The organism is Nocardia sp. NPDC051052 (assembly GCF_044456045.1).
Taxonomy (GTDB): domain Bacteria; phylum Actinomycetota; class Actinomycetes; order Mycobacteriales; family Mycobacteriaceae; genus Nocardia.
The window spans coordinates 58,809-82,574 of sequence record NZ_JBITFL010000023.1 but is presented as its reverse complement, the minus strand read 5'-3'; the positions used below and the strand labels follow the sequence as shown (position 1 = coordinate 82,574).

General features: G+C 67.8%; 18 protein-coding genes. 7 read left to right on the top strand and 11 right to left on the bottom strand.

Annotated features, from left to right (window positions below; all coding sequences use genetic code 11):
- Positions 1 to 175: 175 nt before the first annotated feature.
- From speD to ACIBCN_RS43200, 4 genes are all read right to left on the bottom strand, one after another.
- Positions 176 to 1,378 carry an adenosylmethionine decarboxylase gene (speD, locus tag ACIBCN_RS43215; protein ID WP_396998524.1) on the bottom strand — a complete coding sequence of 401 codons (1,203 nt, stop codon included), beginning with the start codon at positions 1,376 to 1,378 and terminating at the stop codon, positions 176 to 178.
- An 8-nt stretch (positions 1,379 to 1,386) separates the two neighbouring features.
- Positions 1,387 to 2,529 carry a type III PLP-dependent enzyme gene (locus ACIBCN_RS43210; protein WP_396998523.1) on the bottom strand — a complete coding sequence of 381 codons (1,143 nt, stop codon included), beginning with the start codon at positions 2,527 to 2,529 and terminating at the stop codon, positions 1,387 to 1,389.
- 173 nt (positions 2,530 to 2,702) lie between these two features.
- Positions 2,703 to 5,201, bottom strand: coding sequence for a DEAD/DEAH box helicase (locus tag ACIBCN_RS43205; protein WP_396998521.1), 2,499 nt, complete (start codon positions 5,199 to 5,201; stop codon positions 2,703 to 2,705).
- A gap of 35 nt (positions 5,202 to 5,236) precedes the next feature.
- Positions 5,237 to 6,190 (bottom strand): PAC2 family protein, encoded by a 954-nt coding sequence (locus tag ACIBCN_RS43200; RefSeq protein WP_396998520.1) that lies wholly within the window; start codon positions 6,188 to 6,190, stop codon positions 5,237 to 5,239.
- Positions 6,191 to 6,435: 245 nt separating this feature from the next.
- On the opposite strand from ACIBCN_RS43200, the gene ACIBCN_RS43195 reads away from it, so the two are divergent.
- Positions 6,436 to 7,140 carry a sensor domain-containing protein gene (locus ACIBCN_RS43195; RefSeq protein WP_396998518.1) on the top strand — a complete coding sequence of 235 codons (705 nt, stop codon included), beginning with the start codon at positions 6,436 to 6,438 and terminating at the stop codon, positions 7,138 to 7,140.
- A 155-nt stretch (positions 7,141 to 7,295) separates the two neighbouring features.
- Positions 7,296 to 9,227 carry a DUF4192 domain-containing protein gene (locus ACIBCN_RS43190; RefSeq protein ID WP_396998517.1) on the top strand — a complete coding sequence of 644 codons (1,932 nt, stop codon included), beginning with the start codon at positions 7,296 to 7,298 and terminating at the stop codon, positions 9,225 to 9,227.
- A 727-nt stretch (positions 9,228 to 9,954) separates the two neighbouring features.
- Here ACIBCN_RS43190 and galE read toward each other — a convergent pair.
- Together galE and ACIBCN_RS43180 are read right to left on the bottom strand one after the other, a co-directional pair.
- Positions 9,955 to 10,935, bottom strand: coding sequence for a UDP-glucose 4-epimerase GalE (galE, locus tag ACIBCN_RS43185; protein WP_396998516.1), 981 nt, complete (start codon positions 10,933 to 10,935; stop codon positions 9,955 to 9,957).
- Between the two features lie 3 nt (positions 10,936 to 10,938).
- Positions 10,939 to 11,625: an iron dependent repressor, metal binding and dimerization domain protein gene (locus tag ACIBCN_RS43180; protein ID WP_396998514.1), complete on the bottom strand. Its 687-nt coding sequence runs from the start codon at positions 11,623 to 11,625 to the stop codon at positions 10,939 to 10,941.
- 198 nt (positions 11,626 to 11,823) lie between these two features.
- On the opposite strand from ACIBCN_RS43180, the gene ACIBCN_RS43175 reads away from it, so the two are divergent.
- Positions 11,824 to 13,092, top strand: coding sequence for an acetoin utilization protein AcuC (locus ACIBCN_RS43175; protein WP_396998513.1), 1,269 nt, complete (start codon positions 11,824 to 11,826; stop codon positions 13,090 to 13,092).
- Positions 13,085 to 15,757, top strand: coding sequence for a GNAT family N-acetyltransferase (locus ACIBCN_RS43170; RefSeq protein WP_396998511.1), 2,673 nt, complete (start codon positions 13,085 to 13,087; stop codon positions 15,755 to 15,757). Before ACIBCN_RS43175 ends, ACIBCN_RS43170 begins: the two co-directional genes overlap by 8 nt.
- A gap of 308 nt (positions 15,758 to 16,065) precedes the next feature.
- Here the strand turns inward: ACIBCN_RS43170 and ACIBCN_RS43165 are convergent, their stop codons facing one another.
- The 3 genes from ACIBCN_RS43165 to ACIBCN_RS43155 form a co-directional block, all read right to left on the bottom strand.
- The gene (locus ACIBCN_RS43165) at positions 16,066 to 17,034 is read right to left on the bottom strand and encodes a sigma-70 family RNA polymerase sigma factor (protein WP_150405907.1); all 969 of its coding nucleotides are present in this window, start codon (positions 17,032 to 17,034) and stop codon (positions 16,066 to 16,068) included.
- Positions 17,035 to 17,228: 194 nt separating this feature from the next.
- Positions 17,229 to 18,749 (bottom strand): methyltransferase, encoded by a 1,521-nt coding sequence (locus ACIBCN_RS43160; protein WP_396998509.1) that lies wholly within the window; start codon positions 18,747 to 18,749, stop codon positions 17,229 to 17,231.
- A gap of 267 nt (positions 18,750 to 19,016) precedes the next feature.
- Complete coding sequence (locus tag ACIBCN_RS43155; protein WP_396998508.1) at positions 19,017 to 19,757, bottom strand: VOC family protein; 741 nt, start codon at positions 19,755 to 19,757, stop codon at positions 19,017 to 19,019.
- Positions 19,758 to 19,912: 155 nt separating this feature from the next.
- On the opposite strand from ACIBCN_RS43155, the gene ACIBCN_RS43150 reads away from it, so the two are divergent.
- A complete protein-coding gene (locus tag ACIBCN_RS43150) occupies positions 19,913 to 21,199 on the top strand; it encodes an MFS transporter (protein ID WP_396998506.1) in 1,287 nt (428 codons plus the stop codon).
- 64 nt (positions 21,200 to 21,263) lie between these two features.
- Positions 21,264 to 21,401 (top strand): hypothetical protein, encoded by a 138-nt coding sequence (locus ACIBCN_RS43145; protein WP_396998505.1) that lies wholly within the window; start codon positions 21,264 to 21,266, stop codon positions 21,399 to 21,401.
- Between the two features lie 191 nt (positions 21,402 to 21,592).
- On the opposite strand, the gene ACIBCN_RS43140 is transcribed toward ACIBCN_RS43145, so the two are convergent.
- Entirely contained in the window at positions 21,593 to 22,012 is a 420-nt protein-coding gene (locus tag ACIBCN_RS43140) for a DUF3099 domain-containing protein (protein ID WP_396998504.1), read from the bottom strand.
- Between the two features lie 96 nt (positions 22,013 to 22,108).
- Here ACIBCN_RS43140 and ACIBCN_RS43135 point away from each other — a divergent pair, with 96 nt between their 5' ends.
- Entirely contained in the window at positions 22,109 to 22,354 is a 246-nt protein-coding gene (locus ACIBCN_RS43135; RefSeq protein WP_396998503.1) for a DUF3039 domain-containing protein, read from the top strand.
- Here the strand turns inward: ACIBCN_RS43135 and ACIBCN_RS43130 are convergent.
- The gene (locus tag ACIBCN_RS43130) at positions 22,327 to 23,499 is read right to left on the bottom strand and encodes a YihY/virulence factor BrkB family protein (protein ID WP_396998501.1); all 1,173 of its coding nucleotides are present in this window, start codon (positions 23,497 to 23,499) and stop codon (positions 22,327 to 22,329) included. The genes ACIBCN_RS43135 and ACIBCN_RS43130 overlap by 28 nt on opposite strands.
- Positions 23,500 to 23,766: the final 267 nt, after the last annotated feature.

The window sequence follows — 23,766 nt, the reverse complement described above, 5'->3', positions numbered from 1 at the left end:
TCAATGCCTTCGCGATTACCTTCGCTGACCGTTGGCCCGACGCTCAAACCTACTGATCACCCAACGCCGGAAACACCGTTAGCGAGATAGTCCCCACGAGCGTGCAACTTGCGTTAAGTCGGAACGGCACCGGCTCCCGAGTGGAAACAGTTGGGAGCCGGTGCCGTTCGGGGGGTTATACGCGCAGTGCGTGGGGTTCGATTGCGCCGCGTATGAGGGCTCGGGCGTCGACGGTTTCGGGGTGGTAGGGGAGGGTGGGGAGGCGGGTGGTCATGGTTTGGACCGGGTCGGGGATCTGTTCGTTGGTGCCGAACAGGAAGGTCCATTCGTGTTCGTCGCTGCCGTATTGCACGACGGTGCCGAACTGGTCGTGGAAGCGGGTCCAGGAACGCTTCAGCGTTTCGTTGCGCCACATGGTGGCGCAGCCTGCTTGGGCGCTCAGTACGCCGCCGGGGGCGAGCAGGGCGCGACATCGGGACAGGAATTCCGACTCGTAGAGGCGGTTGTGCTGGGCGTCTTCGACTCGCTCGTCGGGCAGGTCGATCACGATGACGTCGTAGCGGGTGCCCGCCTCGGCGGCCTTGGCCAGGAAGTCCCAGCCGTCGGCGTAGTGCACCTTGACCGGGCCCTCGCCGCGCACGGCGGCGGCCAGCTCGTCGCTGGTGTAGCCGTAGGGCAGGTGCGCGGCGCACAGCTCGACCTCGAGCTGATCGATGTCTACGTGATCTACCAGCGTCGCGCCCGCGGCGACCGACATCTGGCTGGCCACGCCCTCACCGGAACCGATGATGAGCACCTTGTCCAGCTTCTCGGCCAGCGCGAAGGCGGGGACCATCATCGCCTCGTGATAAGTCACCTGGGAGAACTCCGTGGACTGGCGATCGTCGTCGGAGAACAGGCTGATGCCCTGCTCGGTGCGCGCGATCACCATGTGCTGGAACGGCGTATTGGTGTCCACGATGACCTCGTGCAGGTCCCAGATGCGGGTCAGGCCCGCGCCCACCGGCTCCTCGATCCGCTGCGAGCCGTGCCCGCGGCGGATGACCTGCATTCGAACATCCTTGGGAGACAATCTATCCCGTAGCAGCTCGACAGCTTTCGACGCGCCTGCGCCGATACTGCCGCAGGTGAAGACGTCGACAAAGATGTCGCCGGACTCCGGATAAGTGTGAATCGAGGCGTGAGACTCCGACAACAGCGCGAGGACAGTCACCCCCTGCGGATCGAACTGCTTGTGTACGACATCGCAGATGGTGACGCCCGCCGCGATCAAAGACTCACGCAACGCCGATTCGAGTCGTTCGAGGTCGTTGCAAAGGGTCGCATCGACACCACCGAACTCGGCCAGCACGTGCCAGCCGGTGAAATCCGCCGTCATGGGCACACTCACTCTCGCCTAAGGGGATGGCAGCCGGCGGAGCCGGCGGGGCGGGTAGGTTCAGCGCCCGAGACATGAACGGTCAGGGGCGGAAAACCATTGAAGGACACCGACGAATAGCTCGCGGTATAGGCGCCGGTGTCGAGGATCTGGATGCGATCACCGGCTCGCAACGTGGTCGGTAGGAGGACTCGCGTGCGTTGATACAGTACATCGTCTCCGTCGCAGGTCGGACCAGCCACCACTGCCTCGTCGACAGGGTCACCGTCCCGATCCGTGACGAATCGATAGGCGATGTACTCGTTCTCGGTCTCGGCCATTCCGTTGTAGCGGCCGATGTCGAGATACACCCAGCGCCGGGCGTCCGGCGCAATGCGCACGCCGACAACTTCGGCGTGGATGATGCCCGCGGAACCGACCAGCGCGCGGCCGGGTTCGACCACCAATTCGGCGGTCTCGGGCAGGAATTCGGCCGCGGCGGCGTTGACCACCGCCGCGATCTCGGCGAGTGCGGGCGCGGGATCGGCGTACGCGATCGGCAGGCCGCCACCGATATTCACGGATCGGACCTGAATATCCTTGTCGGCCAATGCTTCCGTGATGCGCCCCGCCTGCTCGATGCCGATCCGCCAGGCGTCCGGATCGAGCTGCTGCGACCCGACGTGGAAGTACGGCCCCGCGACGATCAATCCGAGATCACGGGCCCGCACCAGCAGCCGGAACGCCTCGCCCGGCGTGCAGCCGAACTTGGCGCCGAACGGCGTGCGCGACTCGGGAGCCGAAGCGAGGAACCGGCATTCGACCTCCGAGCCCGGCGCGTGCTCCACGATGCGCAGCAGATCGTCCTCGGTGTCGAAGGCGAACCGGCGCACGCCCAGGGCGTAGGCGCGGGCGATGTCGGCGGCCTTCTTGATCGGGTTGCCGTAGCAGAGCGTGTCCGGTTCGACGCCGAGCGCGAGGCACAGCTCGATCTCGCCGATGCCGGCGACATCGAACTCGGCGCCTTCCTCGTCGAGCGCCTGGATGAGCTCCGGTACCGGACTTGCCTTGACCGCGAAGCGAATCCTTGCCGAGGGCATGGCGGCATGGAGCGCGTGGAAGTTCGCACGCACCCGCTCGGGATAGATGACAAGAAACGGTGATTCGGGCATAGTTGATCTTTCGCTTGGCAGCAGCGGAGAGAGTATCAGCGGCCTCTACCCAGAAACGAATCCGTCAAACCTCGTGTCGACGGCACCTCAGCGAACCACCCGTAAACGGGCGACAGATAGCCGCTGACCTGTATGGATTCTGTAGTGATTCGGGTGAGACGGGCGGTGCGCGGTCAGCCTGCGGACACCGTGATTTCGTCGAAGACGACCTCACCGGCGGCATCGGACTCGGCCAGGTCCACCACACCGACGATCGACCAGCCATGGTCGCCCGCCGGGTCGTCGAGGACCTGACGCACCTGCCAGAAACCGGGTCTTCGTTCGATCTGGAACAGTTGCGGTCCGCGCGCGTCCTGGCCGATGCCGATGCGCCCGTACTCCTCGAAATACGGGGCCAGGTCGGTCTCCCAGTCCGGCCCGGTGCCCATGTCGGCCAGCACATCCCAGCGGCGCAGCGAGGCGAGCTCGACCCGGCGGAACATGGTGTTGCGGATCATCACCCGGAACGCGCGCTCGTTGGCGGAGATGGGGCGCACCGTCTCGGCCCCGAAGGCCAGCTGGTCGGCGTCGATCTCCGCGCCGGGGTTGGTGAGCTGCTCCCATTCGTCGAGCAGGCTCGAGTCCACCTGACGGACCAGCTCGCCGAGCCACTCGGTGATGTCGTCGAGCTCCTCGGTGCGCGCGGCATCCGGCACGGTGCGGCGCAGCGCGCGGTAGGCGTCGGCGAGGTAGCGCAGCACGACACCCTCGGAGCGGGCCAGCTCGTAGAACGAGATCAGCTCGGCGAAGGTCATCGACCGGTCGATCATGTCGCGCACCACCGACTTGGGTGACGGCGCGAACTCCGACACCCACGGGTGCCCGGCGCGATAGGTCTCGAAGGCGGGCTCGATCAGCTCGGCCAGCGGCTTGGGCCAGGTGACCTCTTCGAGCAGTTCCATCCGCTCGTCGTACTCGATGCCGTCGGCCTTCATCTCATTGATCGCCACGCCGCGCGCCTTGTGCTGCTGAGCCATCAGCAGCTGGCGCGGATCCTCCAGGGTCGATTCGATGAGGGACACCACATCGAGGGTATAGCCGGGCGCGTCTTTGTCGAGCAGTTCGAAGGCGGCGAGTGCGAACGGCGACAGCGGCTGGTCGAGCGCGAAGTCGCGTTGCAGGTCGACGGTGAGGCGGGCGCGGCGGCCCTGCGCGTCGGGTTCGTCGAGCTGCTGGACCACGCCGGCATCGCGCAGCGCGCGGTAGAGGCGGATGGCGCGCAGGATGTGCTTGCGCTGCGCGGGACGCGGTTCGTGGTTGTCCTCGAGCAGGTGGCGCATGGCGTCGAAGCAGTTGCCCGGGCGGGCAATCACGTTGAGCAGCATGGAGTTCGTCACATTGAAGCGCGATACCATCGGCTCCGGCTGGGCGGCGACGAGGCGATCGAAGGTCTCCTCGCTCCACGAGACGAAACCCTCGGGTGGCTTGCGGCGCACCACCTTTCGCTGCTTCTTCGGGTCGTCGCCTGCCTTGGCGAGCAGGCGGGTGTTCTCCACTTCATGCTCGGGCGCCTGGACGACGACGGTGCCCATGGTGTCATAGCCCGCGCGACCCGCGCGACCCGAAATCTGGTGGAATTCACGGGCTTTCAGCCTGCGGGTGCGCACCCCGTCGTACTTGGTCAGGCCGGTGAGCAGCACGGTGCGGATGGGGACATTGATGCCGACGCCGAGAGTGTCGGTGCCGCAGACCACCTTCAGCAGACCCTCCTGCGCCAGGCGTTCGACCAGGCGGCGGTACTTCGGCAGCATGCCCGCGTGATGCACGCCGATGCCGTGCCGGATCAGCCGGGACAGCGTCTTGCCGAAGCCGGAGGCGAAGCGGAATTCGCCCAAAGCCGTGGCGATGGCGTCCTTTTCGGCGCGAGTGGCGAAGTTCACGCTGGTCAGCGCCTGGGCGCGCTCGAGTGCGGCGGCCTGGGTGAAATGCACCACGTAGACCGGGGCCTGGTGGGTGGTGACGAGTTCTTCCAGGGTTTCGGTGATGGGGGTGCGCGCGTAGGAGAAGGTCAGCGGGACCGGGCGTTCGGTGCCCGCGACGATGGCCGACGGGCGGCCGGTGCGGCGCTGCATGTCCTCGGCGAAGAAGCCGACCTCGCCGAGCGTGGCGGACATGAGCAGGAACTGGGCGCGGGGCAGTTCCAGCAGCGGGACCTGCCAGGCCCAGCCGCGATCGGGGTCGGCGTAGAAGTGGAATTCGTCCATCACGACCTGGCCGACGTCGGCGGCCGAGCCCTCGCGCAGGGCGAGGTTCGCCAGGATTTCCGCGGTGGCGCAGATGATCGGCGCGTCCGCGTTGACCGCGGCGTCGCCGGTGACCATGCCGACGCGGTCGGCGCCGAAGACCTCGCACAGCGCGAAGAACTTCTCGCTGACCAGCGCCTTGATCGGGGCGGTGTAGTAGGTGCGTTTGCCCTGCGCGAGCGCGATGAGGTGCGCGCCTACCGCGACCAGGGACTTACCGGAACCTGTCGGCGTCGCGAGAATGACGTTGGATCCGGACGCCAATTCGAGTAGCGCCTCGTCCTGCGCCGGATACAGCGGGGTGCCCTGCTCCGCGGCCCACGCCCCGAAGGACTCGTACAGGGCGTCGGCGTCGGTTCCCGGTATCTCCAGCAGCTCGGTCAGATCCACCCCGAACACCCTACGGGCTGGCGCCCGCAGGGTTGTTACCGCTGCTCGCCCGGCTCGGGACCGGTCTCACCCTCGTAGCCACCCTGCTCGGCAAGGAAGCGTTCGAATTCGGCGCCGAGCTCATCACCGCTCGGCAGTTCGCCGTCGCCGACGAGCAGGCTCGACTGGCGTTCCTGGGCGCTGACGAAGCTGTCGTACTGGCGTTCCAGCGCATGCACGACGGTCTCCACCTCGGAGTTTCCGGCGATGTGCTCGTTGACCTGTTCGCGCACCCTGGCCGCCGCTTCGCCGAGCGCGGCGAGCGGGATCTCCAGGCCCGCGTTGTCGGCGACGTTTTCCAGCAGGGTTTGCGCGGCCTCGGGGTACGCGGTTTGCGCCAGGTAGTGCGGCACGTGCACCGAGAAGCCGACCGACTCCTGACCGTGTTGGGCCATCCGGTATTCCAGCAGCGACGACGCGCTGCCGGGCACCTGGAGTTCGCCGGGCCAGCGCTGATGCTCGGCAATGAGGTCGCGATCCGAAGAATGCGCCGTGACGCCGAGCGGACGGGTGTGCGGGATCGCCATCGGGATGGCGCTGAGACCGATGCTGCGGCGCACGCCGAGCTGTTCGGCGAGCAAGCGCACCGCGGTGGTGAACTTCTCCCACCGCAGGTCCGGCTCGATGCCGGCCAGCAGCAGGAACGGGGTGCCCGCCGTATCGCGCAGTGCCCAGAGGTTGAGCTCGGGCTCAGCGTACTCGGAGAAGTGGTCGGTCTTGAACGTCATGAGCGGGCGACGCGAGCGGTAGTCGAGTAGCTCGTCGACGTCGAACGAGGCGACCAGTTCGCTTTCCAGGCTCTCGCGCAGGTGCGTCGTGGCCAGCCGCACCGCATGCCCCGCATCGGTGAAGCCCTCCAGTCCGTGCACCAGGACCGGACCCGCGCCATCGTCGGACGACAGCTGTGGAGCGGGAAACTCCAGTTCGTACATTCGCGACTCGTGGTCCATCGCGTGCTCCTTCCTGCGCGGTTCCGCCGGCACGGGTGATGCTCGGTCTTCGACACCGAAGTCATTCGAGACGAGCAGCGTCCGAGACGGGAACCATGTCCATTGTCCCCCATGTGGGTGACAGCCACCGCGCACGGCCGGACGCCGACCCATACGACGAGGCAACAGCGTCAGCGCCCCGCGCATTCCCGGTGCGGCGGCGTGGCATCGCGGGTGCGCAGGGGGAGTTTGGCACAGTGGGGTGGGTGACTGTGGCGGATTCGGCGGGCAAGGGGGCGGTCTTTGCCATGTCCGCGGTGGGTGCGGTGCTGCTCGCCGGGTGCGGATCGACCGTGGTCGGCCATCCGGTCGCGGGGGAACAGACAATGGTCACTCGGCATGTGGGTGCCGCGTTGTCGGCATTGCTGGTGGAACCTGGGCAGTTTCCGGCGAAGTATCCGGCGGTGGTGTTGCCCGCTGAGGCTGCGTCTCAGGCGGCGGGGGATTTGACCGGGGTGGGACGGGGTGCGCGGGTGCAGCCCGAGAGTTGTATGCCGCCGGTGCAGCAGTTCGGGGCGGATAAGACCGCGATCGCGGTAGGTACCGATGATGCCGCGCGGGCGACGATCACGGTGGAATTGACGCGGACCGGCCAGCCGCTCGGCGTGCTGCGTAGCCAGCTCAAACAGTGCGGGTCGGTGCGGGTGAGCAAAGGGCCTGCGATGACCACTGTGACGACCGAGCTCGAACCGGCGCCACCGATCGATGCGGACGATACGTTGGCGTTGCGGCGGACGGTGACGCCGGATGTCGGCGGGGCCGGGTTGACGCAGACCATGCGAACATTGGCCGGGCAGGTCGGGGATGTGCGAATCACTGTGACGTATATGTCTTTTTCTGATGCCGAGCCGGATATGACGGCGGTGGACGAGCTGTTCACGACGGCGGTGCAGCGGGTCGAGAAAGGGTAGTGGCCGCGGCACGGTAGCAGGTCGCACCGACGACCGGGCGGCGGCGACGGCGGGATGCGGCTGAGTTGTCCACAGGGCCGGAGAATTCCCCAGAGCGGCTGAATCGCCTGGTCAGCGCCGAAGGTCCGGCGGTGCCGGCGGGCAGTCTCGACGCCATGACCACTCCCTCGAACCCTTATCCCTCCGGTCGGCCTGACGCACAGGCCGATTCCGCGTCCCTCGGCGACGTCCGTGCTCAGGACGAACTCTTCTGTTCCCGCCCGTCTCTGCTCAGGGGCAAGAGCCCCTCCCGCGCTCCGGTGAGCCTCGCCGCCGCGATGCGATCGTGTGAGTTCCTGCAATCGGGTGATCGCTCCCGGCCCGACGATGCTGCGCCGCAGGAAGATACGGCGCGGGTGGTACGCAAAGCGCCATCAGAGGAGACGGTGTCGGACGGCGCGATGGACCTGGAAAAGTCGGCTGGACTGAGCAATACCAAGCGGCCCGACGCGGCGGGAGACCATGCGGCTCTGCCGGACCGTGCGTGGCAGCTGGGCGACACGGGGCGGTCGAACGGCGTGGGGCGAGGTGGTGCGGCGCAGCCGGATAGTGCGATGCGGACCAACCCCGATGCGCCACTGGACGAGACAGCGCGGCTGGACGGCGCGGGGCGACTGGGTGATGTGGCCGAGTCGGATGGCGCGGGGCGGCCTGACCACGGCACGTTGATGGGCGCTACAGCACGGCCTGATGACTTGGCCCGGCTGAATGACACAGGCGCAGGCGCCGATGACACCGTGCGGAGGCGCGACACAGTGCCAACTGCTGACATCGACCAGTCCGGTGCAGCGGTGATCAGCGATGACACCGAGCGATTCGGCGATTCGGCATGGACCGGTTTCAGCGCTGCTGATGAGCGGGGCGAGTTCGGTACTGCCGACCACGGGCGGACCCTTGTTTTTGCCGATCAGGCGCCGCCGTTCGACGCGGACGCACCGGATTGTGCTGTGTGCGTGGAGGAGCCGGGGGAGATCATCTCGGCGGTACCGGCGATGATCGGATTTCCGCCGGAGCGGTCGCTGGTTGTGCTGGTGCTGCGGTCGGTACCGGGGCGCGGTGCCGGGGCGATCATCGATGCGGTGGTGCGGTTCGACCTGGAGCAGGACGGCGGGCGGCGCAGGTTGCGGGCGGGGATGGTGGCGCAGTGCATCCTGCAGATCTGTGCGCATGACGACGTGGCCGAGGTACTGGCGGTCGTGGTGGATGATCGGGCCGTGGAACCGGAGCGGCGCGGCTCGGAGACCGAGGAATGGTGCGGCGCCGGGCGATTCGAGGTGCTGATCGACGCGCTGGATCGGCGGCTCGCGTCGCACGATATCGATCTGGCCGGGGCTTGGGCGGTGACGGCGATCGAGCCGGAGCAGAACTGGTGGAGTTTGGTAGGCCCGGATCGGCGTGGGGCACTGCCGGATCCGGCCACCTCGGCGGTAACACTGTCCAATGTGCTCGACGGTCGGCAGATCCGCGGCTCCCGCGCGGAGTTGACGGCGCTGGTGGCGGTAGACGTCGAGGTACGCGATCAGGTGGCGGCAGTACTGGACAGTGCGCTGTCGGTCGCCCGCGATCGGTATGCGCGGGCGGTGCGGCGCGGTGACCCGAGCGACTACAGCAGGCAGGCCCTCGACTATGTGCTGTGGCAGATCGCGAACACCGAATCCGGCGTGCAACTCATGGTTCCCGAACTCGCGGAACTCGCTGCCGCGCTGCGTGACCGGGCCGTCCGCGACGCCATGTTCGCCCTCGCCGTCGGTGACCACGCCGTGGCGGCGGAAGGACTGTGGGCCGCCCTCACCCGCGCCCTGACCGGTCGCGATCGCGCCGAGGCCGCGGCGCTGCTCGGCTACAGCGCCTACGTCCGCGGCGACGGTCCCCTCGCGGGCATCGCCCTCGAAGCCGCGATGGACGCCGACCCGGACCACCCGATGGCGGCACTGCTGGAAACATCGTTGATGATCGGCATGCGTCCCGACAAACTGCGCCGCTTGGCCCGCAGCGGCTACGACACCGCCGCGGACCTGGGCGTCGACCTGGACTCACCCACCCTGTGAAATCCAGTCCGAGACCAGATTTGGTGTCGGCTGTGCACCGTCACCGAGTCCGACACACAGTGAGTCGGTCTCGTATCGGGCAACGTGATGTGGCACTCGGAAGGTACGGGATCGCGTTGCACACCAAAGGGTTGGCGAAGGTTCTACGGGAGCTGCTGCGGTCACCGATTCAACCGGGTCAATACTCCTTGGGACCAATGCTCGTTGGTGCCAATAGCGTTTGAAGTAGTCGGTCGGGCAGTGTGCCGGGTGAGGAGCGCTGCCCGGCCTAGGGCAGCGAGTAGACGGAACGCCTCACTGAGCGATCGGGTACTCCTGAATCGGTCCGGGAAGTGGCTGGGTCGATGCGCTTGCCGACAGTCCGGCGTGTGGGCGGCGACTCCTCGGTGCCAACTCAGTCTGGCAGTGGCCGGCACAGCAGGTGGAAGCTGCGCCGCCCGGTGAACATGACAGGAGGCACCTCAGCGGGCGCTGTGGGCACAGGGCTGGAGGAAACCCTGAGCCGCGAATCCGGTTGTTGCGGACGAGGTCTGGTGGAGGCGGCGCGGCGGGAGGAAGGCTGCGCCGCGCCGGTGGGCACCGAGGGGAAAACCTCAGTGGGCGCTGTGGACTCAGCAACTAGTGGCTGGAGGAAATCCGGGCTGCGAGTCCAACTGGTGCCGACGAAGTGTGGAGGGGGCGGCACGTGGAAGCCGTGCCGCCCCGGTGAACACGAAGGCAAAGGACCTTAACGGGCGCTGTGGGCGCGGGGGCCTAGGGACTGGAGGAAATCCCAGGCGTCGGAGACTATTTCGTCGAGGTCGTTGTGTTCCGGGTGCCAGCCCAGGTCGGCGATGGCTCGGGCGCTGGAGGCGATGAGGGTGGCCGGGTCGCCGGGTCGGCGAGGGGCGTCTTGGGCGGTGATGGGGAGGCCGGTGACGCGTTCGCAGGCCGAAATCACTTCGCGGACCGAGAATCCGGTGCCGCTGCCGAGGTTGTACACGCGGTGCGTGCCCGCCTCGGAGGTGGACAGGGCCAGCAGGTGGGCCTGGGCGAGGTCGCGGATGTGGATGTAGTCGCGGACCGCGGTGCCGTCGGGCGTCGGCCAGTCGGTGCCGAACACCGAGATCGCCTTGCGGTGCCCGAGCGCGACCTGCAGCACGAGCGGGATGAGATGTGTTTCCACCACCCGGTTTTCGCCGAGGCCACCGTAGGCGCCGGCGACATTGAAGTAGCGCAGGCTGGTCGCCGCCAGCCCGTGCGCGATCGAGTAGGAGGTGATGGCATGATCTATCGCGAGTTTCGACGCACCGTACGGGTTGGTCGGCCGGGTCGGCGCGTCCTCGGTGATCGGCACCTGTTCCGGCTCGCCGTATACGGCGGCGGTGGAGGAGAACACCAGCCGTGGCGTGCCCGCATGGCGCATCGCCTCGAGCAGCTCGAAGGTCTTCACCACATTGCCGTGCCAGTACTTCTCCGGCTGCTGCACCGACTCGCCAACCAGCGACTGCGCGGCGAAATGCAGGACACCGTCGAAGGTTTCGGCCGCCAGCAACGCGGTCGCGGCCTGCGCGATGTCGCCCTCGACGAAGCGGGCGGCGGACGGGACACCGTCCGCGTTGCCGGTGGACAGATCGTCGACGACAACGACCTCATGACCTTCTTCGAGCAGTATTTGCGCGCAGACGCCGCCGACGTAGCCTGCGCCACCGGTGACCAGAAGTTTCACCCGTCAGACCAGCTTCACCTGGACGGCGTGCGCCATCTCGTCGGACAGCTCGAAGCCGCCGTGCCCCGGCACGGTGATGACGACCGAACCCGGCTTGTTCTCGACCGTGACCCGCGCGTCGGGCACCACGCCCGCTTCACGCAGCTGACCGATGACTTCCGGGTCGGTCTGGATGTGCTCGGCCAGCCTGCGCACGACGACGGCGTGCACCTGACCGTGCGGCAGATCCGACAGCCGGACCAGGGTCTCCTCGGCAGCGGTCGACGGCACGATGCCCAACTCGTCCAAGCCGGGGATCGGGTTGCCGTAGGGCGAGGTGGTCGGGTGGTTGAGCACCTCCACCAGGCGCCGCTCGACGTCCTCGCTCATCACGTGTTCCCAGCGGCAGGCCTCGGCGTGCACGTTCTGCCAGTCGAGACCGATGATGTCGACGAGGAGTCGTTCGGCGAGGCGGTGCTTGCGCATCACCGCGACCGCCATGCCACGGCCCTTCTCGGTCAGCTCGAGATGCCGGTCTCCGGCGACCAGCAGCAGACCGTCGCGCTCCATTCGCGCGACAGTTTGGCTCACCGTCGGTCCACTCTGCTCGAGGCGCTCGGCGATGCGGGCACGCAGCGGCACCACGCCCTCTTCCTCGAGGTCGTAGATGGTACGGAGATACATCTCCGTGGTGTCGACCAGATCTTTCACCAGTTACCCCTTCGTCGGCACGAATTCTACCTACGCACACCGACACGGCCCTGCGCCGGACGGTGTCGCGCCGCGCAACACGCGGCAATGCGGGATTCCGGTCGGCGCACGGCCTGCCGCCGCGATCGCACTTATCTGTATTTCTACTGCATAGCAACGTTCGACGGGGTCCGTACCTTCCCGCGTAGCGTTGCGGCCATGGCCACTGCACCGCGCAGCGAACACCCGGCGCCACCAGGCGAACAACGCAGCCGGGGAACCGTCGTTTGGACCGACCGTTTTCTCGACTACGCCTGGACCCCGGAGCACCCGATGAAACCGGCGCGCTTGAAGTTCACCATGGCGCTGGCCGAAAGTCTCGGATTACTCGACGGTGTCGAACTATTGGCGCCCGCTGCGGCCGATCGGGCCGACCTGCTGCGCATCCACACTGCCGCCTACATCGACGCCGTCGAGCACGCCGAGCCACCGGCCGGATCGCCGCAGGCGCCGCCGTATGGGCTGGGGTCGCCGGACAATCCGGTGTTTCCGGGGATGCATCAGGCGGCGTCGGTAATCGTCGGCGGCACCTTGGCCGCGGCCAGGGAAATCGCCGAGGGCCGGACCCGGCGGGCGGTGAGCATCGGCGGTGGCATGCATCACGCGATGGCGGACTCGGCGGCCGGGTTCTGTGTGTACAACGATGCGGCCGTGGCCATCTCCTGGTTGTTGGACAACGGCTTCGACCGCATCGCCTATCTCGACGTCGACGTGCACCACGGTGACGGTGTGCAGCGGGCGTTCTACGCCGACCCGCGCGTGCTCACCGTCTCGCTGCATCAGCATCCGGCGACGCTCTGGCCGAACACCGGCTGGCCGGAGGAGACGGGCATGGGTGCCGCCGAGGGCACCGCGATCAACCTGCCTTTACTACCCGGCACCCGAGACGCGCAGTGGCTGCGCGGTTTTCACGCGGTGGTGCCCGGTGCGCTTGCGGCCTTCCGCCCGCAGATCGTGGTCAGCCAGTGCGGGGTGGATACCCATCGCGAGGATCCGCTGGCCGATCTGGAACTCACGGTGGACGGCCAGCGTGCCGCCTTCCGCGCGATGCGTGATTTGGCCGACGAACACGCCGAGGGACGCTGGCTCGCCGTCGGCGGCGGCGGGTACGGGCTGGTCCGGGTGGTGCCGCGCGCTTGGACGCACCTGCTCGCCACCGCGCTGGACCGCACCATCGCGCCGGAGACCGCGATCCCGCAGGAGTGGATCGATCGAGTCCACGCGGAGGCGCCGCGGGTGGATCCACCGCGCGCCATGGGTGACGGCGGTGACATCGCCTACCGCCCGTGGGATGGGCCGGGCGGCACGGGGGAGACTGGTGACCCGCGCGTAGACCGCGCCCAACGCGCCGTAGACACTGCTGTGCTGGCCACCCGCCGAGCGACTTTCGGATTGCTCGGCCTGGACCCGGAGGACCCTCGTGACTGACCCCGTAGACACTCCGGACACGCCTGCCGTTCCACCGCCCCCGCCGCAGCACTGGTTCGCCGACATCCTGGCCTCCGACGGTGGCGTGGTCCGGCTGCGGCCGATCACCCCCGACGACGCGGAGGCGCTGCAAGAGTTCCACGCGGCGCTGTCGGACCGCACCAGGTATCTGCGCTATTTCGGTCCGTACCCGCGGATTTCGCCGAAGGACCTGTATCGGACCACCCACGTCGACTATCACGACCGGGTCGGCCTGGTGCTGGTGCTCGGCACGGCGATCATCGCGGTGGGCCGCTATGAGGGGCTCGACCGGGTCGGCCGGCGGTCCGCGGAGGTCGCGTTCGTGGTGGCCGACGGGCATCAGGGGCGCGGACTCGGCTCGATTCTGCTGGAGCACTTGGCCGGCGCCGCCGCCGAGAACAAGATCGAGACCTTCGTCGCCGAGGTACTCGCCGAGAACACCACCATGGTGACGGTCTTCCGGGACGCGGGCTACCAGGTCGAGCGCAGCCGGGACGGTTCGGTGCTGCACCTGGAATTCGCCATCGACCCATCCGAAGCGCTGCTCTCCGTACGGGATTCCCGTGAGCGTGCCTCCGAGGCGCGCAGCGTGGGCAATCTGCTCGCCCCGCGATCGGTGGCGGTGATCGGTGCGACGCCCAGCGCGGGCCGGGTGGGCGGCGCGGTGCTGAACAACCTGTTGTCGGGGGTGTTCCAGGGGCCGGTGTTCCCGGTGAATCCGAATCGGCACTCGGTGCGCGGGGTGCGTGCCTATGCGACGGTGCGCGAGATCCCCGACGAGGTCGACCTCGCGGTGGTCGCGGTGCCGCCGGAGGCGATCGGTTCGGTGCTCGACGACTGTATGGCCAAGGGCGTCAAGGGACTTGTCGTGCTCACCGCTGGATTCGACACGACCGGCGTCGGCGGCGGGACGGCCGAACGCGAATTGGTCGCGGCCGCCCGGGGGCACGGGATGCGGGTGGTCGGGCCCAGCGCGCTCGGTATCGCGAACACCGATCCGGCGGTAGCACTCAACGCGACGCTGGCATCGGTGCTGCCCGGACGCGGACGGATCGGCTTCTTCTGCCAGTCCGGACCGCTGGGTGCGGCGATCCTCGGGGAGGCCGCGGCACGGAATCTAGGACTGTCGACATTCGTCTCGGCGGGTGACCGCGCCGACGTGTCCGGCAACGACCTGCTCCAGTACTGGGACACCGACCCGGACACCGACGTCGTACTGCTCTATCTGGAGAGCTTCGGTAACCCGCGCAAGTTCTCCCGGATCGCGCGCCGGGTGGCCAGGACCAAGCCGATCGTCGCGGTGAGCAGCGGCCGCCACGCGGCCCAGCCCGCGGGCGATATGGATCGCTCCATCGTCCGAGACCTCTTCGCGCAGGCGGGAATTGTGCAGGTCGACTCGATCTCGGAGCTGTTCGACTGCGCCGCGCTGCTCGGCTATCAGCCGCTGCCCGGCGGTTCCCGGTTGGCAGTGGTCGGCAACAGCGCTGCCCTGAACTGGTTGGCCATCGATGCGGCACAGAGTGAGGGGCTCGAGGTCGGTGATCCGGTGAATCTAGGACCGCAGGCGACCCCTGGTGCGTACCTCGATGCCACGGTCGCGGCCCTGCGTTCGGACGACATCGACTCGGTGCTGGTGGTTTTCGCGCCGCCGGTGCCGCTGCCGATGGCCGGTTTCGCCGACGCCATTCGCGCCGCCGCGACCGAGGTCCCCAACTCTGGCAAACCGATCCTGACCACCTTCGTTGCCGAACAAGGCATTCCGAATCTGCTGTCGGTCCGCGGTGTGGGCGCGTCGGCGGTGCGTGGCTCGATTCCCTCGTATCCCGACCCGGAGCGGGCCGCGCGAGCGCTGGCTCGGGTCCGGCGCTACGCGGAATGGCGAACCAAGCCGGTGTCACAGGTGTTGCGGCCCAACGGGATCGACACCGAACGCGCGAGGCGGCTGGTGGCGCAGTGGATGGCCGAATCGGGCGGGCGTCGGCTGACCGACCTGGAAACCGTCGAACTGCTCGACTGCTACGGCATTTCGGTGGTCGAGTTCCGTGCGGTGCGCAACGCCGACGAGGCGGTCGCCGCGGCCGAGGAACTCGGCTACCCGGTGGCGGCGAAGGCGACCGGCGAAATGTGGCGCCGCCGACCGGATCTCACCGGCGTTCGCCTGGACCTGTGGCGCCCCGAAGCGGTCCGCCAGGGCTACGCCGACCTCGCCGAGCTGTGTGGCGACCCGGTCCTGCACATCCAGAAGATGGCCACCAAGGGCGTCGGCTGCGTCCTCCGCGTCCAAGACGACCCGTCATTCGGCTCGGTCATCGAATTCGGCCTCTCCGGCCTGATCATCGAACTCCTCGGCGACCGCGCCTACCGAGCCCTACCTCTCACCGCCGACGAAGCGACCGCCCTCATCGACGCCCCCCGCGCCGCCCCCTTGCTCTCCGGCACCCCGGCCAGCCCACGCGTCGACAAAGCGGCCCTAGCCGAACTGGCCCAACGCATCTCAGCCCTCTTCGACGACCTCCCCGAAATGCGGGAACTCGCCTTCGACCCAGTACTAGCCTCCACCAACTCAGCCGAAATCCTGTACGCACGAGGACGAATCGGCCCCGAACCAAGCCGCTTCGACACCGGCCCACGCCGACTCGGCTGACCTGGGGCAGGGATGTGAGCTCGAAGTCGCGTTCACCGGTGGTCTACCGAAGGGCTGGTGCTGTGCATCGCGATCGATCAGCGGTTCCGAAAGTGTTGGCTCACTCGATGTCTCGATGAGCTGACGCCAACGAGGGGTGGCCCTCGGGTGAGGGCGGATTCACGCCGACCGGCTCGCGACTCCAGGAAGGGGTGGAGTGCGGCACCGGCCGGCGTTGGCAGGTGACCCCGAGGATCACCAGGTTGGACACCGGACTCGGGGGCAGTCCGGCGTCGTGGGGTGTGCCGGGGTGGGCACGGGCTTTTGGATCAGCTGGCGTAGGCGCGGAGGCGGTCGGCGCGCTCGCCCTTGCGCAGCTTCGACATGACCTCGCGCTCGATCTGACGGACGCGCTCGCGGGAGAGCCCGAAGAGCTTGCCGATCTGGTCGAGGGTGCGGGGCTGGCCGTCGTCGAGACCGAAGCGCAGGCGGATGACCTGCTGTTCGCGCTCGTCGAGGGTGGCCAGGACGCTGCGGACGTCGTGGTGCAGCAGTCCGGCGATCACCGCGGACTCGGCCGAGGTGGCCTCGGAGTCTTCGATGAAGTCGCCGAGCGGGGCCTCTTCGTCGTTGCCTACCGGCATGTCCAGGCTTACCGGGTCGCGGCTGTGATCGAGCAGATCGGAGATCTTCTCGACCGGGATGCCGGACTCGTTGGCCAGTTCCGCGTCGGTGGCTTCGCGGCCGAGCTGCTGGTGCAGTTCGCGCTTGATCCTGGCCAGCTTGTTCACCTGTTCGACCAGGTGGACGGGCAGCCGGATGGTGCGACTCTGGTCCGCCATGCCGCGCGTGATGGCCTGACGGATCCACCAGGTGGCGTACGTGGAGAACTTGAAGCCCTTGGCGTAGTCGAACTTCTCCATCGCGCGGATCAGACCCAGGTTGCCTTCCTGGATGAGGTCGAGCAGCGGCATGCCGCGACCGGTGTAGCGCTTGGCGAGCGAGACAACGAGGCGGAGGTTGGCTTCCAGCAGGTGCGACCGCGCGGCTTGACCCTCGCGGACGATTTGCGCCAGATCGCGCTTGCGGGTGGCCGACAAGCGTTTGCCGGTCTCCAACAGGTTCTGGGCGTAGAGGCCCGCCTCGATACGCTTGGCCAGCTCGACCTCGTCGGCGGCCGTGAGCAGCGCGGTACGGCCGATTCCGTTCAGGTACACGCGTACCAAATCGGCTGCGGGGCTCTGGGCGTCGAGGTCCTGATCGCTGATGCGCACACGAGTGGTGGCGGGGCTTGTCATGACTTGCCTCCTGTCGGTGGTGTCTCACTCCGAACAACGGACCCGACAGAGAGAAAGTTCCCCGTCTCGGCTCAGATAAACCGCTCTGACGTGCGGTTTTCATCACTCTCGTCTGAGAAGTTCCTGAGAAGGTCTCAGCCGTGGAACGCGCCTGTTGTCCGGTGCCTGCACCGACCTACCCGCGATCGCCGGAATTACACGGGCCGCACCAGTCCGTGGCGGACCAATCCGGCCACCACGGACAACGCGTCGGCCGCGAACTCCGTGGTCACCTCGTCAGATCCGTGGGCAACCGCCAGCAGTTCGATCAGCTCATATAACGGGAGGCCGTCGGCGCGCATTCCCGCGAGCAGGGAGATGGTTGTCTCGTCCACCTCGTGCTGCCAGCGGGGTCCGTCGCCGCGGTGCACGCGTGCCACCTGCGGGGCCCAGCCGTCCGGCCCCGGCAGCGCGACGCGTTCCAGCGCGGTGGCCGGGTCTACTACGAAACGTGAAGTCCAGGCGAGTTTTTCGTCGCCCGCGACGGCGCGCAACCAGGCCGAACGCTCGAAATAGCGGGTGGCCTCGTCGCCGAGCGGATCGTCGAAACCGTGGGTGAGGTCCTCGGCGAGCAGTTCGGTCGGGCCGTCGATGGCGCGCAGATAGACGAAGCCGAAGCCGATGCCCTCGACGTCGGCCGCGGTGAAGGCGTCGAGCCATTGTTCGGCGCGCGCCTGTGCGGCCGGGTCGCGCGGGTCGAGACCCGCGTCACGCAACCAGGTTCCGACGTAGAGGGCAGGGTCGGCGACATCGCGCTGCACCACCCAGGCGTCGACACCATGCGCGGGCAGCCAGGACGACACCCGATGCCGCCACTCTTCGCCGTCCACATGCACCCAGGCCGCCAGCATCGCGGCGGTGCCACCAGGGGCCAGCAGATCCGCTGCCTGTCCGATGACCAATTCGCTGGCGCCGTCGAGGGCGAGCCCGGAATCGCGGTAGGTGTGTTCGATCCTGGCCGGGCCGACGACGAACGGCGGATTGGCCACCACCTGATCGAAGCGACGCCCCGCGACCGGCTCGAACCAGGAGCCTTCGACGAGTTCGATGTCGAGCTCGTTGAGTGCGGCGGTCGCTTCGGCCAGCCACAGCGCGCGGGGGTTGACGTCGGTAGCAGTGACCCGATCGGCGTAGGAAGCCGCGTGGACGGCTTGCACACCGCAGCCGGTGCCCAGATCGAGCACCGACCCGACCTTGCGGGTCGGTGTGGCGCGCAGCAGCGACAGGGAGGCATGGCCGACGCCGAGCACGTGCTCTTCGGTGAGGGTGCGCCGCCGCATCGAGTCGTCGAGATCGGACAGGATCCAGCGAGTGCCGGCTCCGGCATCGAGGGGACGGAGATCGAGGGCCGCACGGACGTCGTCCCCCTCCCGGACGAGCAGCCCCGCCGCGATCGCCCGCTCGACATCCACCGGCGCGAGCGCGGCGGCGACGTCGCGCTCCGGCAGCGGATCCCCGAGCAGCAGCAACCGAATCAGCGTCCCCAGCTCGCCCGCGTGCCGCGCGGCCCGCCGCACCGGCACCGGCTCCGACCGCCCCAACGCCGCGTGCACGTCGTCCCCGAGCACCTCCAGCAGCGTGTCGGCGTCATACCCGGCCCGAGTCAGCGCCGCCCGCAGATCCGGGCACAGCGCGGTGAGCAAAGATCCAGTAGTCGTAGATCGATGAGTAGGCACACCGGTACTTTGCCACCGCCCCCCGCACCCGCAGGCCGCGGCAAGCCATTGAGCCCCCCGACCATCCAGCCGCCCCAACTAGCTACTGCCGAAGATCAATTAGCAAGCAGCCGCCACGCCGACACCAAAATCCGCACCGACTCCCTGAATCCGCCCGACTCTAGGGCCCTATTCCGAGTGCGGCTCCCGAGTAAGAGTGCGGCTCCCGAATGAGGGTGCGGATTTGTGGCGATACCGGTCTGGGGGCGTCGCGGCCAGATGGCCAGGTCAGACGCCTTGAGGGTCGCGGGCTGTGATGCAGTAGATGGAGTCGGCGGGGTCGGTCATTACGATCCAGTGGTCGAAGCGTTCTAGGACTGTGGCGCCTAGGGTTTCGTGCCAAGCGGCGGTGGCCTCGATGTCGGAGGACGACAGATCGATGTGCGCGCTGGTGGGGCGGTCTTCGTTGAGGCGCTGCAGCAGGAACTGGATGGGCAGGGGTTCGAAGGCGCGCAGGCGGGCGAATTCGGGGAGCCTGCCTTGCTGGAAGTTCCAGCCGGTCAACGACTTCCAGAACTCGGTCTCGGTGGCGTGGTCGGCGGGGCCGATGTCGAGGCACACCTGGTCGAGGCGGCTGAGGGTGCCGTCGGGGGCGGTCACAGCGGGGGCCGGGGTGCTGGTGGCGCGGCCGCTCGGTGTGAGACAGAAGGTTTGGCCGCCGGGGGAGCGTAGGACCGCGTAGTCGGGATGGTTCGCGACGAGTTCGGCGCCGAGGTCGAGCGCGGTGCGCACGGCGGAGGGGATGTGGTCGACGTCGAGGTCTAGATGCACGCCGCCGAGGCCGGTGACCGCCTGCATCTTCACGCTCGCCGCCGCGAAGAGCGCGGGATCGGGGAGCAGCGTGAGGAATTCGTCGTGGTCGCCTCGGCGCGCCGAGAGCTCGGCGCCGGTGACTGTGGACCAGAACTTCGCGCAGTCGTCGAATCGCTGGGCGGGGCGGTCCAGGAAGGCCCAGATCCACCGAATCATGTTCACTCCTGTCTAGTGCCTCGAGACACGATAGGGAACGGCGCGCGCGGTGTCGAGCACGTTTGGCGTGTCGCCCGCACTGGCACGATCTTGGTGCTTTGTGGCGTTCCGGCCACTCGTTGGGTGGGTGGGTGGTTTTCCGGCACGCTCAGCGGGTGACCGAACTGCAGACGCCGCCCGCCGTACCGGCGAACGACACCGTCCACCGGCCCCGTCCGCATCCCGCGTGGATCGTCGCGGGCGTCGGATTCATCGCGTTGCTCGGTGCCGCCGCGTTCCGGTCGGTGCCGAGCGTGCTGATGGATCCGTTGCACGAGGAGTTCGGCTGGTCGCACGGCACGATCGGTGCGGCGGTATCGCTGAATCTGCTGCTGTACGGGCTGATTTCGCCGTTCGCCGCGGCGCTGATGGATCGGTTCGGCATCCGCAAGGTGGTGTCGGGTGCGCTGGTGCTCGTCGCGGCGGGGGCCGGGCTGACGGTGTTCATGACCCAGCCGTGGCAGCTGATGCTGACCTGGGGGCTGCTGGTCGGCGTCGGGGTGGGGTCGATGTCGATGCCGTTCGTGGCGACTATCACCGGCCGCTGGTTCGTGCGGCAGCGCGGACTGGTCACCGGGGTGCTCACGGCGGCGGGTGCGACCGGTCAGCTGGTCTTCTTGCCGCTGGTATCGATGCTGGCGCACGAGCACGGCTGGCGGCTGCCGTCGGTGATCGTCGCCGGGACCGCGCTGGCCGTGGTGCCGCTGGTGCTGCTGTTCATCAGGGATTTTCCGAGCGATGTCGGCGTCACCGCCTACGGTGCGGAACCGGGCAGCATGGTCGGTGTCCGGACACCCGCGACGGTCGGCGCGACGCGAGCGCTCACCGTACTGGCCAAGATCGCGCGTACGCCCGGATTCTGGCTGCTGGCAGGCGGATTCGCGGTGTGCGGCGCGTCGACCAACGGCCTGGTCGGTACCCACTTCGTCAGCGCCGCGCACGATCACGGCATGCCGCCGACCGCCGCCGCGAGCCTGCTGGCCGTTGTCGGCATCTTCGATGTGGCGGGCACCATCGCGTCCGGCTGGTTGACCGACCGCGTCGACCCGCGCTACCTGCTGGTCGGCTACTACATTCTGCGCGGCTTGTCGCTGCTGATCCTGCCGTCGTTGTTAGGCCCGCACACCCAGCCCAGCCTGTGGGTGTTCATCATCTTCTACGGCCTGGACTGGGTCGCGACCGTCCCGCCCACCGTCACGCTCTGCCGCGAACTGTTCGGCAACGACGGCCCCGTCGCGTTCGGCTGGGTATTCGCCTCCCACCAGATCGGCTCCGCCATCGCCGCCACCGGCGCGGGCGTCATCCGTGATGTCCAGGGAAGCTACAACCTGGCTTGGTATCTGGCCGGGGGCCTATGCGCTACCGCCGCCGTCATGTCCGCCTTCATCCGCCGCAAGGCCTGACGCTCGAGCGGCCCACCTCCGCGCCGTTCGCTATGACGGGACACGGTGGCGGTGTACTCGGCCGATGGGTTTCGCCTCCCACTGGATCGGCTCCGCCACCGCCACCGGCGTCATCCGCGATGTCCAAAGCAGCTACAACCTGGCCTGGTACTTGGCCGGCGGCCTATGCGATACCGCCGCCTTCATCCGCCGCAATGTCTGACGCTTGAACGGCCCATCTCCGAGCCGCCCGCTTCGAACGGGACACGATGGTAGTCGGCCGATGTCCTGTTGGTGTTGTGCGCGGAGTGGGACAGGTTCAGGTGCCGCGCGACGACGTCCCGTTCGCCGACGCCGTAGTGAGCGCCCGCTAGATCCGCTCGGCCCAGCGCGTAACCGATGCCGAGGGAATCGTCAGCCGTCGATGGATTTGTGCGAGCGAGCCTCGATGGCCGTGCGGCGTTCGTCCCAGCGACTCGGTTCGTCTTTGCGACGCGGTGGCCGATCGTTGGCGATGAGGACGGCGATCCAGGGCAGCGGGATCGAGGCCGCGATGATGAGGATGGCCAGCAGGGCGCTGTTGAAGGTGCTGTAGGCGATGGCGGCCAGCACCAGGCAGGGGATGCGGAACGCCATGATGATGGTGTACCGGCGGACCCGGGAGCGGTGTTGATCTTCCAGGGACGGTTGGGCCTCGGTGATCAGCACCGGATGCTTGTCGTCGGTGCCGGGAAAGTACCCGGCGGAGCCAGGGGAAGCTGTCGGCAGCGTCACGTCCGGGCGCTCACCACCGTCGATGTCGTCGGCGTTGGGAGAGTCGCCGTGCTGCTGCATAACTCTGAGTCTTCCACTGTCGGAGCAACAGCGCACACAGCGTGGTCAGGCGGACACCGGACCGTGATCAGTCATCCCATCTTGGAATGCGGCATCATGGAACCCGTGAGCACCGACACCATGGTTCGCCCCGATTCGACCACCGACGAGTCGACGAGCGACGACACCCCCAAAGTCTTCCACTACGTCAAGAAGGACCGGATCGCGGAGAGCGCCGTCATGGGCACCCATGTCGTCGCTTTGTGCGGTGAGGTCTTTCCGGTGACGCGGTCGGCCAAGCCCGGTTCGCCGGTCTGCCCGGACTGCAAGAAGGTCTACGACGGGCTGAAAAAGGGCGACTGAGGCTGTGCGGGCGGTGTCTGCGATGGCGCCGCGCGCGGCTGATCGGGTGCGTCGACAGGTGACGGCGGAGGCTTCTCCGCCGTCTCGGTGGTTTCTGTCGCCGAGTCGTTCTTGTCCGACGAGTCCCCGGTCAGCTGGTTGGTGAGCCACTCCTTCATCTGTTCCATCCGGGTCGCCCGGGCGGGCCAGAACTCCTGTACGGCGGCGTTGAACTCCGCGCCGAGGATCACCGCGAACCCGAGGAAGTACGTGAACAGCAGAAACGCGATCGGTGTCGCCAGTGCGCCGTAACTGACGCCGGTCTTGGTCACCCACGCCAGATACCGCCGCAGCACTTCGCTGGCCGCGATGAAGAACACCGCCGCGACCAACGCCCCGCCGAACAGCCGATGCCAGGGCAGCGACGTGTGCAACGCCAGTTTGTACAGCGTGGTCAGCACGATGATCAGCAGCAGCCCGACGCCGGGGTAGTAGAAGAAATCCAGCAGCTGCAGCCCGGTCACCCGCCACGGCTCGGGCAGCACCCGGCCGATCAGCGTGGGCCCGAGCGCCACCAGCGGCAGGATGAACACCGAGGCCACCAGGAACGCCACGTACAGCAGCAGCGCGAAAATGCGCTGCCACACCGGATGTCGCAGGTCCTGCTGATCGTGTGCCTCGACGATCGAGTCGACGAATGTCGCCATCGCCGACGACCCGGCCCACAGCGACAGCACGAAACCCACCGAAACGACCGCGCCGCGGCCCTTCCCGAGCACGTCCTTGACGGTCGGCTCGATCAGATCCGTCACCACGCTGGAGCTGAACAGGTCCCGGCTGAACGAAATGATCTTGGATTCCACGATCTGCACGGTGTCCGGCCCGAACCAGGTGCCCACATAACCGAGGCTGCCGAGCACCCCGAGCAGCAGCGGCGCCAGCGACAGCGTCTGCCAGAACGCGGCGGCCGCGGACTTGGCGAAGATCGAGTCGTTCCAGGCCTTCACCGCGACCCGCACCACGAGCTTGGTGGTGTTTCTCCGGGCGCGCCGCAGCCGGATGGTCCATCGCTGACCGACGGTGAGCTCACGCGCGGCGATACCGCCGCTGAGCGAGGGTATGTCGGTCCGCAGCGGCTCGCTCGGCAGGGCGTTTTCGTCGGTCATCGTGACTACAGCATCGCGCACCCGGCGTCCCCGCACCGGATTCCGGGGGCGACGTGTCGTCGGGCAATCGGTGAACTCCGGCGTGTCGGTAGTTGAACATGTGATGCCTATCGCCGATGCCGCGTCGGTTTAGCAACACGCCGTGCCGGGCCAGTAGGGTCGAGTGCGTGACTGGGTCGGGTGGCGCCGCTGTGGCGGGAAAAGCGGAGACACCGGGCGATTCGGTTAGACCCGATGCGTCGGGGACGCCGAACAGCTCCGGTACAT

Bases quoted from the DNA above. Each gene is read 5' to 3' on its own strand.
- ACIBCN_RS43190 (WP_396998517.1), top strand. From the start codon at position 7,296: ATGACCACTCCCTCGAACCCTTATCCCTCCGGTCGGCCTGACGCACAG.
- ACIBCN_RS43130 (WP_396998501.1), bottom strand. From the start codon at position 23,499: ATGACCGACGAAAACGCCCTGCCGAGCGAGCCGCTGCGGACCGACATA.
- ACIBCN_RS43145 (WP_396998505.1), top strand. From the start codon at position 21,264: ATGGGTTTCGCCTCCCACTGGATCGGCTCCGCCACCGCCACCGGCGTC.
- ACIBCN_RS43200 (WP_396998520.1), bottom strand. From the start codon at position 6,190: ATGGACCACGAGTCGCGAATGTACGAACTGGAGTTTCCCGCTCCACAG.
- ACIBCN_RS43140 (WP_396998504.1), bottom strand. From the start codon at position 22,012: ATGCAGCAGCACGGCGACTCTCCCAACGCCGACGACATCGACGGTGGT.
- ACIBCN_RS43165 (WP_150405907.1), bottom strand. From the start codon at position 17,034: ATGACAAGCCCCGCCACCACTCGTGTGCGCATCAGCGATCAGGACCTC.
- ACIBCN_RS43135 (WP_396998503.1), top strand. From the start codon at position 22,109: ATGGAACCCGTGAGCACCGACACCATGGTTCGCCCCGATTCGACCACC.
- ACIBCN_RS43155 (WP_396998508.1), bottom strand. From the start codon at position 19,757: ATGATTCGGTGGATCTGGGCCTTCCTGGACCGCCCCGCCCAGCGATTC.
- speD (WP_396998524.1), bottom strand. From the start codon at position 1,378: ATGACGGCGGATTTCACCGGCTGGCACGTGCTGGCCGAGTTCGGTGGT.
- ACIBCN_RS43175 (WP_396998513.1), top strand. From the start codon at position 11,824: ATGGCCACTGCACCGCGCAGCGAACACCCGGCGCCACCAGGCGAACAA.
- ACIBCN_RS43210 (WP_396998523.1), bottom strand. From the start codon at position 2,529: ATGCCCGAATCACCGTTTCTTGTCATCTATCCCGAGCGGGTGCGTGCG.